This window comes from Helicobacter pylori (assembly GCF_011140715.1).
GTDB lineage: Bacteria > Campylobacterota > Campylobacteria > Campylobacterales > Helicobacteraceae > Helicobacter > Helicobacter pylori_DA.
This window is the reverse complement of record NZ_SFZZ01000075.1, coordinates 82405-96367: the sequence shown is the minus strand read 5'-3', so window position 1 is coordinate 96367 and position 13963 is coordinate 82405. Positions and strand designations below refer to the sequence as shown.

The following is a 13963-nucleotide window of genomic DNA, read 5'->3' as shown; positions in this document are numbered from 1 at the left end:
CGTGTTCGCTTATTGACATTTAGCCCTTTGTGGAACCCCCTTTTTTAACCCTCTTTTTTGGGGGGGTTTGTTTTAAACTTTCTTTTTTAAGGGATTTCTTTTTTTGGGGGGGTTTTGATCCTTTTCTTTTTTCTGATTTTTTAACCCGCTTTTTAAGTTTTTATTTTTGGGGGATTTTGATGAAAAATCTTTTTTAGCGTTTTTGACGATTTGGTTAGTGGAAAACTTGATACTAATTTAAGCGATAGTTTTTAAAAAGCGCTTCTTTATATTAGGGGGATTAAGTTGGAGATTAAAAGGGGGAGAATGGTTTCAAATGCTTCCTATCTCTTTAAGAGAATAAAATAAAACTTTAAGAAAACGAAACTTTAATAAAATGATTTTTACAACAAAATGAGAGCTAAAACGATTATTTTTCACTCACAGAACTTTTATTTTTTTAATCTTTAAGTTTTTATTCTTTAAGTTTTTCACTGATTTTTCATCTGTTTTTTTAAGTTTTTTCACAAAACAAAGTTTTTGATTTTTCTAGCCTTTTTAATCTTGCTCTATCGCTTGCGCTATAATGAACTGATCTTATATTTTAAAGGAATAAAATATGCCAAATACCACCAACAAAGATTACACAAAATACAGCCAAAAACAGCTTTTTAATTTTTTAAATTCTATCAAGGTTAAGCAAAAAAGAGCGTTAGAAAAATTGAAAGAAATTCAAACTCAAAAACAAAGGATTAAAAAAGCGCTCCAATTTAAAGCGCTAAACTTAACCGAAAATGGATACACCATAGAAGAAGAGCGAGAAATCTTAGCAAGGGCTAAAGACACCAAGAACCACTTTTGTTTTAAAAGCGTAGAGGATTTTAAAAAACATTGTGAAAACTTATAAATGAGATTTAAAAATGCTGATGATTGAAACCAGTAAAAAATTTGATAAGGATCTTAAAATTCTTGTTAAAAATGATTTAAAGCTTTTATATAAAGTGGTTGGAAATTTAGCCACAGAGCAACCCCTAGAACCCAAATACAAAGACCACCCACTCAAAGGCGCTTTATAAAAGATTTTAGGGAATGCCACCTAAAACCGGATTTATTGCTTGTCTATTTAAAAAACAAGAAAACACTCTAGTGCAAGTCTATAAAGCGATCAATAAACTTTCTCAAATTGAGTGGTTTAAAAAGTCTGTTAGGGATATTAGAGCGTTTAAGGTAGAGGACTTTAGCGATTTTACTGAGATTGTGAAATCCTAGCGTTTAGCCAAATTTTTAAAATTCTTGGCACTTATAGAGTGAAAAGCAACGCTTTTTTTAGTAAGACTAGGCAGTCACAGCGAGCTGTTTTATAAACTACCCATAACGCTTAAAAAGAACGCAACAATCGCATGCTAACCTTCTAAACCACTATAAAAAAATAACTTAAGCGTTCAACTCTACTTTTTCTCAGTGATGCTCTCCTTTAAGCCTAGCCCATAGTTATTAGCGTCTGTTTCAGCAATGATACCGCAAAGAAGCTTTATTTTAATAGAAGCCTTGTTTTTATGAAGCGCTTTTGAAACAAGCCCTATAACGCTAATAACCAACTCTTTTTCATTCAATCGTGGGGCCTCTTTAATAATACGGGTATTGATAAAGAACGCTCCTTAAAAGTTTATTCTTATTTTGCTTTTATTATGCACTATCAATTAACAAGTTTCAATATAATATAAGATCTTGTTTTTTTATAACTTGTCATTTGTTAAGGATCAAAATGCGCGTGTTTGTTTGCTTTTTAGGGGTTTTTGTGTCTAACGGCTTGGCTCGTTTTGGCTATGTGGTTTTAATCCCCCTACTCATTTTATCAGGGAGTTTAACCCCACACCAAAGCTTCCAACTGGGTATTGCGGTGTTAATGGGCTATGTTTTTGGGAGTTTTTTAATCCAATTTTTAAGCCCGTTAATGTCATTAGAAAGCATCGCTAAAATCAGTTTTGGCTTAATCGCTTTGAGTTTTTTAGTCTGTTATTTTGATAGTATCCCTTTTTTTTGGCTTTGGATCTGGCGTTTTATCGCCGGTGTGGCTAGCAGCGCGCTAATGATTTTAGTCGCTCCTCTTTCTTTGCCCTATGTCAAAGAACATAAAAAAGCCTTAGTGGGAGGGCTTATTTTTAGCGCTGTAGGCATTGGATCTGTCTTTAGCGGGTTTGTTCTGCCATGGATTAGCTCTTATAATATCAAATGGGCATGGATTTTTTTAGGGGGCAGTTGTTTGATAGCCTTTATCCTTTCCTTAGTGGGGTTAAAAACCCGTTCTTTAAGGAAAAAATCCGTTAAAAAAGAAGAAAGCGCGTTTAAAATCCCCTTTCATTTGTGGTTATTGCTCATTTCTTGCGCGCTCAATGCGATTGGTTTTTTACCGCACACGCTTTTTTGGGTGGATTATTTGATCCGCCATTTAAATATCTCCCCCGCTATCGCTGGAACTTCATGGGCGTTTTTTGGTTTTGGGGCCACGCTTGGCTCTTTAATCAGCGGCCCCATGGCTCAAAAACTAGGGGCTAAAAACGCCAATATCTTTATCCTTATTTTAAAATCTATCGCATGCTTTTTGCCCATTTTTTTCCACCAAATCTCTTTACTCAATTTAAGCATCTTTATAATGGGAGCGGCCACAACCGCCAATATCAATTTATTCAGCATGATGGCTTTAAAAATTGCAGGCGCAAAGCATTTCGCTAAAGCGTCTTCGTGGGTGGTGTTTTCTTTTGGCATTTTCCAAGCGCTTTTTTCGTATCTTTTCACGATCTTTTTAGGGGATTTGGGCTATCTTTTGATTTTTGTCATTTGTGGGGTGTGTTTGGTTTTAAGCTTTATCGTTCTTTTCCCTATCAAAATGCAAACAGCCATCAATCAATAGAAAAATTATTGGGTTTCAAAACCCTTAATGCCGAGAAAATCCTTAAAACCCTTTAATGAATTTAAGATTTTTTCACGCTCTAAATGGCGCATGATAAAAACGAGGTTAGAGCCGTTTTGATCCTTTAAAATGTGCTTAGGCGGGTAAATGATATGCATCACGCCGTTAATGCTCACCAAAAGATCGCTTCCAATATCAATAATCCCCTTTATGCGTAAAATCTGCGTGCCGTATTGATGCAACAACAAACTCAGCCAAATCCCAAACGCGCTCCATTCCATCGCCCCTTCAAAATTAATGCTCAAAGTTTCAAAGCCTTGCGAGTGCGAATCTTTTGCTGGCAAGATCACACGATGCGCCCTATTTTTGCGTGAAAAAAAGCTTTCGTAATGGATATTTTTCTTGTCAAAAATTTCTGCACTAGGGTTAATGGATTGCAAGCGCTCTTTTAATTTGATTAAAGCCACGCTGTCGTTTTGCAAATCCGTTTTGGTCAATAAAATACTATCAGCAAAAACGATTTGCTCTTTAGCTTCATTGTTGGTTAAATGCATTCTAGCATTCAATGCATCCACGCAAACCACCACGCTTTGAATCTCAAAATGCACCCCTAAAAAAGTGTCGCTCAAAATCGTCCATAAAATCGGCGCCGGGTTGGCTAAACCGGTGGTTTCAATGATGATGCGCTTTAAAATTTCGCCACGCCATTCATAGTTGTTGAGCGTGGCTTTTAGAGACTCCACTAAATCTAAGCGTTTGTTGCAACACACACACCCTGCGTTAAGATAGAGCATTTTTTCACCGCAATATTGAACGCTTAAGATGCGTTGATCCAAAGCGGCTTGACCGATTTCATTGATGATAAGGGCAACGCCTTGGTGATCTGTTTGGTTTAAATATTCGCTTAAAAAACTCGTTTTACCGCTGCCTAAAAAACCGGTGATGAGCGTGATAGGGATTTTGGGCATCAGCGAGTGGCTTGTGTATTTTGATTTAAAAACGCTAATAGATGAGAATCTAGCGCGTCCATCTTTTTTTTGGCTAAGTTTTGCGCCTTACCCCACAAATCGCCTAAATCATTCACGATCACGCTCTGCCCTTTTTTATCGCACAGCACAAACTTCGCGCCTTGCCAATCATTAATTTTTAGCCCATAAAACGCTAGAATTTGATTGAGCAATCCCACTCGTTTGAGCCGTGCTCTTTTGCGTTCTCTGGCGTTTTCATTAGTGCTAATAAGCGCATTTGGCTCTTTCAAGCCCTCATCAATCTCATAACTATCACTCCCATAATTTTCATCACTCCAGTGAAAAGAACTGATAAGCTCCCCGCATAAAACGCACATCTTTCAACCTTTTAAACCTAAATCATGCTACAATTTTACTGAAAAAAACAAGAATAAATCTAGTGCTATTTAATTGTTTATTATAGGGAATTTAATGCAGGATCATAGAACTCTTACGCTAGAAAATATTTACACACCAGATGAAATAACAGATGCGCTTTCATTGTTACAATCTTGCGGTATTGAATCGATTGTCAATCCTTCAAATATCACGCTTAATTTTGACATTGTGGATTTAAAAATGCTTGAATCTACTACACAAAATACGCTGGTTCAAAAGACATTAGAGGAGTTGTATAAAATTCGCTCATTTTCCAGTCAAAATGGCAAAATCGTATTTAAAAGCTTCAACAAAGCCAAAAAAGTCGCCAACAAGAAGCAAAACGCAAAGGCAAGATTGGCTTACGAATCTTACAAAAAAGAGTTTAGCAAGGAGACAAATGAGATTCAAAGCTGTCTTAATCAAATTTACTGCGAAGATAGCTTGGAGTTTTTAAAAAAGCTCCCAAATAATTGCATAGATATAGTGCTAACTTCGCCACCCTACAACTTTGGTATCAACTACAGCACAACGCAGGATGCAAATCTTTGGCAAGAGTATTTCAACACGCTTTTTGCCATTTTTAAAGAGTGTATTCGCGTATTAAAAAGCGGAGGGCGAATCATTGTCAATATCCAGCCTATGTTTAGCGATTATATCCCTACACACCATTTTATCAGCAAATTTTTTGTTGATGAAGGGCTTATTTGGAAAGGCGAGATTTTATGGGAAAAGAATAACTACAACTGCAAATACTGCACTTGGGGAAGCTGGAAAAGCCCTGCTGCACCATATTTAAAATATTCGTGGGAATTTATTGAAATTTTTTGCAAAAATAACCTTAAAAAAGAAGGCGATAAAGACAGCATTGACATAACCGATGATGAATTTAAAAAGTGGGTTTATGGAAAGTGGAACTTTGCCCCAGAACGCAACATGAAACAATATGGGCATGATGCAATGTTTCCAGAAGAATTAGTAAAGCGGTGTTTAAAATTATTTTCCTATCAAAATGATATTATATTAGATCCATTTAATGGTGCAGGGACAACGACAAAAGTCGCCAAACAATTAGGGCGCAGATTCATAGGCATAGACATTAGTGAAAAGTATTGTGAAGTAGCAAGAGCAAGACTAAAAGAAGTAACAAATTTATTTAATTGAAAGATGTGATTTGAGTTCTATAAAAGATATTATACAAGTCTATAATAGCGTGGTTAAAGATATTGATAAAGATGCTTCAGGGCAAGGTAGCAGGGCGTATGGTGGAGTTATAAGAAGCACTAAAGGCAAATTACTAGAAGATATCAGCGAAGAGATTGTAAAAATAGCGTGGCAAAATATTGGCGCTAAAGCTAATAGGCTTGAAATAAATTCTAAAAAAATAAAGATTCCTATCAAAGACAGCTACATAGAAAATATAGCTAACAAACAAGTAAGGGCATATATATTAGAGCGTAAGAAAGATTATTATTACGGATTGAGCGTTGATAAACATATATTTGTGGATAATCAATTGGTTATGGGGATAGAGTGTAAAAACTATACGGAAAATGCTATGCTAAAGCGAATATTAGTAGATTTTCATCTCCTTAAAACTTTATATCCAAATATATCTTGTTATTTATTTCAGCTAGAAAGTCAATTAGGAGGGGATTATTCAGCTTTACCAGAAACCCCATTGGGATCAAAATCCACGCATGCTATAATGAGCTACTTTGAAAGCGTGAATCTGAATATAGTAACCTTACTCAAAGGCGAAAGAGATATAAACAAACCCATACACAAATATTTCAAACCTTTAGATGAACAGATTCTCATTAAAGCAATCAAACTAATGGAGAATGAATTGAAAGTTTATTTGTAGCAATTGGTGTGAATCGCTAAATTCACACCAACTTAGAGACAATTCCAACCGCTATTTTTTTCTAGGGTTTCGTTTTAAGAAATCATCAGCGATTTCATTGAACGTTACCCAACGCACGCCCTCGTGCTTGTTGATATGCTCAATGATTTTTTCATGCATGAGCAACACTTGCGGGCGAGCGCTCACATCAGGGTGGATTGTCATGCTAAACACCGCATAATCCATCTCACGATAAACCCAATCAAATTGATCGATCCACATTTGCCCTATATCGCGCGGGCTTACAAAACCAAAGCTATTGGGGGATTTTTTGATAAACATCATCGGCGGTAAATCGTCCAAATACCAATTCGCAGGGATTTCCACCAAATCGGTTTCCACCCCACGGATTAAGGGCTTCATCCAATCCTTAGCCTCCAAACTATAATCAATCTTGCTCCAACTATCCCCCACGCGCACGAAATAAGGCGTGAAATCATTGTGCATGAGCGAGTGGTCGTATTTGAAGCCGTGTTTTAAAAGCAATTCATTAGTGATATTGGAAAACTCCCACCACGGTGCCACATAGCCTGTAGGGGCTTTGCCGGTGAGATCTTTAATCAATTCAACGCTTTTTAACAAAACATCTTCTTCTTGCTTGGCACTCATAGCGATAGGATTTTCATGCGAATACCCATGAGCACCCACTTCATGCCCTGCATCCACGATCATTTTCATTTGCTCTGGAAAAGTTTCAATAGAATGCCCAGGTGCAAACCAAGTCGCAGGGAGATGGTATTTTTTAAACAATTTCAAAAGCCGTGGGATCCCCACTTCACCCGCAAAAAGCCCGCGCGAAATATCATCAGGCGAATCCTCCCCGCCATAGCTCCCTAACCAACCAGCCACCGCATCAATATCCACGCCATAAGCCACTAAAATTTCTTTTGCCATAATCGCTCCTTTTTAAGTGAGTTTTCCAAACCCCTTTTTGGTGAGTTTGGTGTCAAAATCTTGTAAATAAGGGATTTTTTGGCGTTGCAGTGCCACTTCGTTTAAATCCATTTCAGCGATAACGACTTCATTAAGCTTGGTGGCTTGCACGATGATTTTCCCATTGGGCGCAATGATTCTTGAATCGCCGGCAAACTCTAGCGTTTGTTTCAATTGAGCGTTAGTTTCTTCCCCACTATGATTGCAAGCGCACACAAAACAGCCATTCTCTAACGCTCTAGCCCTGCTCAATAAATCCCAATTATAAGCCCTAGCCTTGCCAAACGCGCTAGGATAGATTAAAATCTCAGCCCCTTGTAACGCTAAAAGATTCGCACCCACGCCAAAGCCGATTTCATAGCAAATTTGCAAACCCACTTTCGTGCTAAAATCCCCAAAATCCAGCGTAAAAACCTCGTATTTTTTACCCCTTTTGAAGCGTGATTTTTCATCGCCCCACAAATAAATCTTGCGGTGTTTTCCAACGATTTTTCCTTTTGGTGGAATGATATAAGCGCTGTCGTAGAGTTTTTTATTCGTTTTTTCAATGCTACACGCCACTAGATGCACTTTATTAGATTTTGCAAAATTACTTAACGCGCTCAACGACTCGCTTTTTAGCGTTTCCTTTCCATGCTCTATCGCTTTAAAATCTATCCCAAACTCTGCGTCTTTATCATTCACGCAATAACCACTATCAAACAATTCCGGTAAAACAATGAGATTCGCACCTTTGTTGTGGGCTTCTTTGGCTAGGTTGAGTGCTAATTGCAGGTTTTCATTTAAGGCGTAGGGTTTGGATTGCATTTGAATCACGGCGGTTTTTAGGATTCTTTTAGCGGGATTTTTTGTTTTCAAGATCCACTCCCATTTTTGTTTTTATTGTATAGGATTAAAAATTAAAAGAGGATTAAAGGGGTTAAAATCCATGTGAGTTTGTGTCAAAACTTACCATTATTGTTTAAGAATCGTAATAACGCGCTAGAGAGCGAGCTCACAAACACGCCGATAAGAAACGACAATCCGTTAAAAAGATGCAAGAATAAAAGCGTTCCTAAAATGCCTAGTAAAACCCCATACCCCCCTAAACGCCACACATTGAAAGACATTTCCAAACCCAGGGCGAATTTTTGGAATTTTTGCTTTTCTTCTTTTTCTCCATTTTGTTTCCTTAAATCCAAACGCTTTTTAACGCCGTAATACGAAGACAACGCCACGATAAAAAACCCTAAAAACCCCCCTTCAAAATTCAAAACCCCTTGAAATGCTTGGAAAAAATAAACGATGATCGCGCTAACTATATTGATAGAAAGTAAAACAAGCAAGCATTGGATTTGGCACATGGGCTTTTATGGTATTTATTTTGTTTTATTTTGCGTGTATTTAGGGTCTTTGGCTAATTCTTCATAATCTTTTTGCATGTTTTTATAAGCTTTATAGACATTGAGAAAGCTCGCTAACACGCCCCAAATAACCCCAAGCCAAAAAAGCCACGAAATGTGAGTGAGCTTTTTAAGCCCATAGCCTATAGCCACGCCCATAAGGATCGCTACCACCATAGAAAGCCCCAAGCTCAAATAATTCGCCCCCTCTATGAATTTATAATACTTTGGCTTTTTCAAAAAATTCACACACCTTTTATGATTTCATCAAAACTTTCATCGGCTTTTGCAACCACCAAATCAATCATCTCTTCAGTCATAGGCTCACAAATAAAGCCGGTTTCAAAGCTTGAACATGCCAAATACACGCCCTTAAAGAGCATTTTTTGGTGGAATTTCGCAAACATTTCGGTATCGCTTTTTAAAGCGTCATCAAAATCATGCACCGCATTTTCGTTAAAGAAAAAGCCAAACATGCTCCCCATGTTGAGCGTTTGTAAAGCGATATTATAGCTTTGAGCACTCTTTTGTAAGCCTTGAGTCAAACGAACGGCTAAAGCGTTCAAGCGGGTATAAAGGGTTTTGTCTCTTTTGATTTTATAAAGCGCGCTCAACCCCGCGCACACCGCCAAAGGATTACCGCTCAATGTGCCTGCTTGATACACGCCTCCAATGGGTGAGAGCAAGTCCATAATTTCCGCACGCCCCCCAAAACACGCCAAAGGAAGCCCAGCGCCTATCACCTTACCAAAGGTTACCAAATCCGGCACCACGCCATAAAATTCTTGCGAACCGCTCAAACTCGCTCTAAACCCGCTCATCACTTCATCTAAAATCAGCACCGCTTGGTATTTTTCACACAAAGCCTTTAAGCCTAGTAAAAACTCTTTTTGAGCCGGCACTAACCCCATATTCCCGGCAATGGGTTCAATGATGACGCAACCCACATCGCCTTTTTTAAAGCATTCTTCTGTGGAGTTCAAGTCGTTATAACGAGCTACTAGAGTGTGTTTGCTAAAATCATTCGGCACGCCTAAAGAAGAAGGCGATCCAAAAGTAGCGCACCCGCTACCCGCTTTCACCAACAAAGAGTCACTATGCCCATGATAGCACCCCTCAAACTTGATCAAATCGTCTTTTTGGCTATAAGCTCTAGCGAGTCGTATCGCGCTCATGGTCGCTTCCGTGCCGCTACTGACTAAACGCACCTTATCTAAGCCTTCATAACAAGAAATGATTTCCTTAGCTAAAGTGGTTTCTAATTCCGTGGGAGCGCCAAAAGAAGTGCCTTTTTTTAATGCATTAATAATATTTTTTTCAATCTCTTCATCAGCATGCCCAAAAATCAAAGGCCCCCAGCTTTGCACAAAATCTATATAATGGTTGTTATCCACATCATAAAGATACGCCCCCTTACCTTTTAAAATAAAGGGGGGAGTGCCTTTAACGCTCTTAAACGCTCTCACAGGCGAATTGACCCCCCCAGCGATCACCTGCTTGGCTTCATTAAAATCATTAATGCTGTGCAACAACTCCATGATTTTACATTATCCCTTAATCATGCTTTCAAATTGGATTTCCACTTGCGACCAAGTCAAGCCCTCATGAAAACTCTCGCATCGTTTAGCCAAGCTCGCTAATTCGTTTTTCAAGCCAAAATTCAATAAATCCAAAACCCCTTTAACCACGAGCTTATCCTCAGCAATCGTGTATTGCATAGGCACTTTCACCAGCTTTTCATTCATCCTCACATAAGCCGTGAGAGAACCTGCATGATCGCCTTCTATCACATTCCTAAAAGTTACTTTGATGTTAGTGTTTTTAAAAAGAGCGAAAAAAGCTTCTTTAACATTTTTATTTTTCAATTCATCGCCTAAATTGACTTTCAAGCTATCCATGCTCGCGCTCGCTCCCTCTAAAAGGGTTTTCAAACTATCTTGAGATTTACCCAGTTTATAAGTAATGCTTTCAAAACTCCCATTTACTGGCGTTTTAGCCTTAGTTTTAAAGGCTGTCCATGTTAGCTTAGCCGAAGATAAATCCAAATTCACCGCTTGCAAAAACCCTGCTAGTAAAACCGATACCAAAACCATTTTTTTCATTCATTATCCTTTAATGTGGTCTTATCAATAACGCTTATTATTTTAGTGTAAATTAAGAACGCTTACAACTAAAACGATTCATTTTGATAATCATTTGCACTCTAAAGACGACTTTAAGAGATACAATTGCGTTTATTTTAAACTCTTTTTGTAAATAATGCTGACTGAACCAAACTTTCTAAACCATTCATAAAAAGATTAAAGTGCATGGGGCTATCCTTAAGGCTATAACCTTGAATACAAAAAAAATTCACAGCGATCGGAGTTTCAGCCTGAAACCATCTTCGTGTAAATCGCCTTGCTTTAAAAGCTCATCTGCACTAGGGCTAGAATAATGCTTGGCTAAAATAATGAAATAGGCGTTGTTATGCACCCCGATAAGGTTAGGCTGGAAATAAGGGAAAGTTTCAGGGTTTAAAATCCATGTTGCGACTTTGTTATACGCCACAGAGAGCCTTTTCCCGGCCCCACTACCCCACAAATCATACCCGTTTTCAAAAAGCAATTCGCCTGATATGGTTAGCGCAAGAAGTGCAAAATTGGTATAAGCTATCCCTTTAATGCCTTTTGTGGGGCCACCATGATAATCGCTCGTATCGCTCCTAGTGATCGCGCTAGGAATAACCCCATTCTCATCTATGGCTTTAAACACCCACTCTTGCCACCGATTAGCGCTGTTTTGCAAAAGAGCATGATCATCTAACGCTAGTGCAGAGCTTACATCAAAGAGAATGCCCCACGCCCCATGGTTAGTGTTAAGAGCTGATTGTGAATACTGGCGCATCCGCTTAATGAAATCTTCATATTCTGGGCTAGGAAACGCCTTTTTGACAAACCAATAAGCCATGTTCATATAAGGCATGTAAAAATTGATATTGTCCTCGCTCTGATAAGTATCCACGCTTTGAAGCTCTTTAGCCCAAGCGTTTAAAATTTCTATAGCCTTTAAGCCGTATTGTTTGTTTTTGCTCACTAAATAGCCTAACGCTAAGTCATAAGACATGATAGCGGATTTTTTAAAACTCTTTGTGCATGCATCAGGCTCTCTAACCCCGGTAGAAGTGTAGTGTTTTGATGCGTTAAGTTGCACGCATGGCTGTATTGTTTGGGAGAGCTTTTTATCAAGATGGAGTTTTTGGGGCAAATCTCTAGATTTAAAATCCCTAAAAAAGTAATCTTGCTCAGCGTAAGCTTGAACGCAAACGCAAACACCCACGAGTGATAAAAATAAAACAAATCTTTTCATTCCACGCCTTTATTTGAATTTATTTTAAAAATACGACAAAACCCCAACACCCTTGCATGCGTGTGTCTTTGTGCATCTTATGAAGCATTCTTTATAATCCCCACCACGCTACAATCAACAAAAGCATGTCTTATTTGATTAAACCATTTTCAAATATAATCATACTGCTCAAATTAAAATGCCTACGATTTAAATCAAAATAGTCTTCTAAAGTAGCTTTTGTTTTAAAACATGCATAATATTTAGTTGTTTTATGATGTGATCTGAAAATTTCTTAATTAAACTAAATAAGAACATAATTAGTATTTTTTAAGTTAATATTTTTTTTAAGAAATTTTAATGAGCTGTTAGCAAAGGATAAACATGAAATTTTGGACTATACAAGACAGAAATATTTTAAAAATTATTGAAAACAACAGAATCTATCAGCCTAATTTCAATAAAAGTAGATTTTTAGAAAAGAATAAAGAGTTGACAGAACTATATAATTTTCTTTTAAAATCATACAATGATTTGAATAGTATGTCTTTACCCGGATTAATTTATGCTTTTATGAAACATGATGGCAAAAAGACATGCGAAATTAACGATAAAAAAGAATTTGATCATCTTATCAAAACAAAAAAGAATATAGTAGGTGGCTATTGGAGTAGTATCGATATAGAAAATTCTATTGTCTTAGAATTGAATTATAATGAAAATTTTCAATTTATACCTATAGACTTAAACGATTTCCAATTTTTTGATGCCACCAAAAGTACCACTTTTTTGGACTCCGCAATATACCACAGATTCAGAAAGAAGAATACGTTCTAACATAGAGCAAGGAATAGAACCTAATAAATTTGATTTTCCAACTGGTATAATACAAGTTCACTTGCCAAATATTAAAAAAGAAAACATTTTAAATACTTACTCTTGTTTTGAATTAGAATAGTCTAATATTAAGATAACCTAAACTCTCATCAAGAAATTTTAAGTTACCTACCATTTTAAAAATAGCGTTTTAGGGTAACGCTTTCAACAACACAAATTTAAGCACATGCACATTAAGAGCACTAACCGCTGAAAGGGGTAAGACAAAGAGTACTGATTTTTCATTAGGGTCATTTTCAGGGTTATTTTCAAAATCGCTGGTTAAATTGGGGTGCAAAAACCCTAAATACGGCTCTAAATCAAACGCGTTTAATTTTTGCACTTCTAAATTTAAAAAGGCGCAAAAATCCTTAGTCATCTTATCAATGTTTTCTACAACATCGCATTTATTGAGCAACACCCCAAAAGGCTTATTGGCTAAAGCGGGTGAAAATTTTTCCAACTCCAATCTCAAGCGTTGGTATTGCTCTTTAATGCCCAAATCCAACCTGGAAGCGTCTAAAACAAAAGCTAGAACTTTGGTGCGTTCAATATGCTTTAAAAAGCTAATCCCTAAGCCTTTTCCCTGACTAGCCCCTTCAATAATGCCAGGAATATCCGCCATTAGAAATTCGCTTTTCTCATCTACGCTCACAACCCCTAAATTAGGCACTAAAGTCGTAAATTCATAGTTAGCGATTTTAGGCTTAGCGTTAGAGATGGTGGAAATGAGCGTGGATTTACCCGCATTAGGGAAGCCCACTAACCCTATATCAGCGATGAGCTTTAATTCCAAACGCACGCATTTTTCAACCCCCTCTAAGCCTTTTTGCGCATAAGTGGGTTGCTGTTTAGTCGCGCTTTTAAAATGTGCATTCCCTAACCCCCCCTTGCCTCCTTTTAAGGCTAACACCCTTTCTTTAGGTGCGATCAAATCAAGCCACAACTTGTCATCTACAAAAACTTGCGTTCCTGGCGGCACGACAATAATTTTGTCTTCGCCCTTTTTGCCCGCGCAATTTCGTGTGCCTCCTGGAGCCCCGTTTTTAGCCTTATGGTGTTTAGTGCCTCTAAAATTCGCTAAAGTGTCGGTATTGTTATCCACTTCAAAATACACATCGCCTCCATCGCCCCCATCGCCCCCATCAGGGCCTCCTTTGATGACAAACTTTTCTCGCCTAAAACTCACCATTCCAGGCCCCCCCTTACCCGAAGCGATGATGATTTCCACGCTATCTACAAACACAGCTTAAAAATCCTTTCT

General features: G+C 37.7%; 16 protein-coding genes and 2 pseudogenes. 7 read left to right on the top strand and 11 right to left on the bottom strand.

The genetic code is table 11. The features are described 5' to 3' along the window. The first annotated feature begins 598 nt into the window (after window positions 1-598). From EWZ81_RS07725 to vapD, 3 genes and pseudogenes are all read left to right on the top strand, one after another. Complete coding sequence (locus tag EWZ81_RS07725; RefSeq protein WP_165549282.1) at window positions 599-886, top strand: type II toxin-antitoxin system antitoxin; 288 nt, start codon at window positions 599-601, stop codon at window positions 884-886. A gap of 13 nt (window positions 887-899) precedes the next feature. Beyond that, window positions 900-1126 (top strand): annotated as a pseudogene (locus EWZ81_RS08540) (type II toxin-antitoxin system RelE/ParE family toxin). Next, window positions 1111-1248, top strand: a pseudogene (vapD, locus tag EWZ81_RS08755) (endoribonuclease VapD); the annotation flags it as partial. The pseudogenes EWZ81_RS08540 and vapD, both read left to right, overlap by 16 nt. Window positions 1249-1427: 179 nt before the next feature. On the opposite strand, the gene EWZ81_RS07715 reads toward vapD, so the two are convergent. Continuing rightward, window positions 1428-1592, bottom strand: a complete 165-nt coding sequence (locus tag EWZ81_RS07715) for a tautomerase family protein (RefSeq protein WP_165549565.1) — start codon at window positions 1590-1592, stop codon at window positions 1428-1430. A gap of 152 nt (window positions 1593-1744) precedes the next feature. Here EWZ81_RS07715 and EWZ81_RS07710 point away from each other — a divergent pair, with 152 nt between their 5' ends. Continuing rightward, entirely contained in the window at window positions 1745-2890 is a 1146-nt protein-coding gene (locus tag EWZ81_RS07710) for a YbfB/YjiJ family MFS transporter (RefSeq protein WP_165549564.1), read from the top strand. 5 nt (window positions 2891-2895) lie between these two features. Here the strand turns inward: EWZ81_RS07710 and EWZ81_RS07705 are convergent, their stop codons facing one another. Continuing rightward, complete coding sequence (locus tag EWZ81_RS07705; protein ID WP_165549563.1) at window positions 2896-3858, bottom strand: CobW family GTP-binding protein; 963 nt, start codon at window positions 3856-3858, stop codon at window positions 2896-2898. Beyond that, window positions 3858-4235 carry a hypothetical protein gene (locus tag EWZ81_RS07700; protein WP_165549562.1) on the bottom strand — a complete coding sequence of 126 codons (378 nt, stop codon included), beginning with the start codon at window positions 4233-4235 and terminating at the stop codon, window positions 3858-3860. The genes EWZ81_RS07705 and EWZ81_RS07700 overlap by 1 nt, the downstream gene beginning before the upstream one ends. A gap of 94 nt (window positions 4236-4329) precedes the next feature. On the opposite strand from EWZ81_RS07700, the gene EWZ81_RS07695 reads away from it, so the two are divergent. After that, window positions 4330-5439 carry a DNA-methyltransferase gene (locus EWZ81_RS07695; RefSeq protein WP_165549561.1) on the top strand — a complete coding sequence of 370 codons (1110 nt, stop codon included), beginning with the start codon at window positions 4330-4332 and terminating at the stop codon, window positions 5437-5439. Window positions 5440-5449: 10 nt separating this feature from the next. Further along, entirely contained in the window at window positions 5450-6142 is a 693-nt protein-coding gene (locus tag EWZ81_RS07690; RefSeq protein ID WP_165549560.1) for a restriction endonuclease, read from the top strand. A 51-nt stretch (window positions 6143-6193) separates the two neighbouring features. On the opposite strand, the gene EWZ81_RS07685 is transcribed toward EWZ81_RS07690, so the two are convergent. The 7 genes from EWZ81_RS07685 to EWZ81_RS07655 form a co-directional block, all read right to left on the bottom strand. Continuing rightward, window positions 6194-7075, bottom strand: a complete 882-nt coding sequence (locus tag EWZ81_RS07685; RefSeq protein ID WP_078280418.1) for a polysaccharide deacetylase family protein — start codon at window positions 7073-7075, stop codon at window positions 6194-6196. 12 nt (window positions 7076-7087) lie between these two features. Further along, window positions 7088-7972, bottom strand: coding sequence for a carbon-nitrogen hydrolase family protein (locus EWZ81_RS07680; protein WP_165549559.1), 885 nt, complete (start codon window positions 7970-7972; stop codon window positions 7088-7090). An 83-nt stretch (window positions 7973-8055) separates the two neighbouring features. Beyond that, a complete protein-coding gene (locus EWZ81_RS07675; protein ID WP_165549558.1) occupies window positions 8056-8457 on the bottom strand; it encodes a hypothetical protein in 402 nt (133 codons plus the stop codon). A 15-nt stretch (window positions 8458-8472) separates the two neighbouring features. Continuing rightward, complete coding sequence (locus tag EWZ81_RS07670) at window positions 8473-8736, bottom strand: AtpZ/AtpI family protein (protein ID WP_000743087.1); 264 nt, start codon at window positions 8734-8736, stop codon at window positions 8473-8475. A gap of 5 nt (window positions 8737-8741) precedes the next feature. Then, window positions 8742-10034, bottom strand: coding sequence for a glutamate-1-semialdehyde 2,1-aminomutase (gene hemL / locus EWZ81_RS07665; protein WP_156578151.1), 1293 nt, complete (start codon window positions 10032-10034; stop codon window positions 8742-8744). A 9-nt stretch (window positions 10035-10043) separates the two neighbouring features. Next, window positions 10044-10598 (bottom strand): YceI family protein, encoded by a 555-nt coding sequence (locus tag EWZ81_RS07660; RefSeq protein WP_000738965.1) that lies wholly within the window; start codon window positions 10596-10598, stop codon window positions 10044-10046. A gap of 250 nt (window positions 10599-10848) precedes the next feature. Then, window positions 10849-11844, bottom strand: a complete 996-nt coding sequence (locus EWZ81_RS07655; protein ID WP_165549557.1) for an alginate lyase family protein — start codon at window positions 11842-11844, stop codon at window positions 10849-10851. Between the two features lie 363 nt (window positions 11845-12207). Here EWZ81_RS07655 and EWZ81_RS07650 point away from each other — a divergent pair, with 363 nt between their 5' ends. Continuing rightward, window positions 12208-12660 carry a hypothetical protein gene (locus EWZ81_RS07650; protein WP_165549556.1) on the top strand — a complete coding sequence of 151 codons (453 nt, stop codon included), beginning with the start codon at window positions 12208-12210 and terminating at the stop codon, window positions 12658-12660. Window positions 12661-12850: 190 nt separating this feature from the next. Here EWZ81_RS07650 and obgE read toward each other — a convergent pair whose 3' ends face one another. Further along, complete coding sequence (obgE, locus tag EWZ81_RS07645) at window positions 12851-13945, bottom strand: GTPase ObgE (RefSeq protein WP_165549555.1); 1095 nt, start codon at window positions 13943-13945, stop codon at window positions 12851-12853. Window positions 13946-13963: the final 18 nt, after the last annotated feature.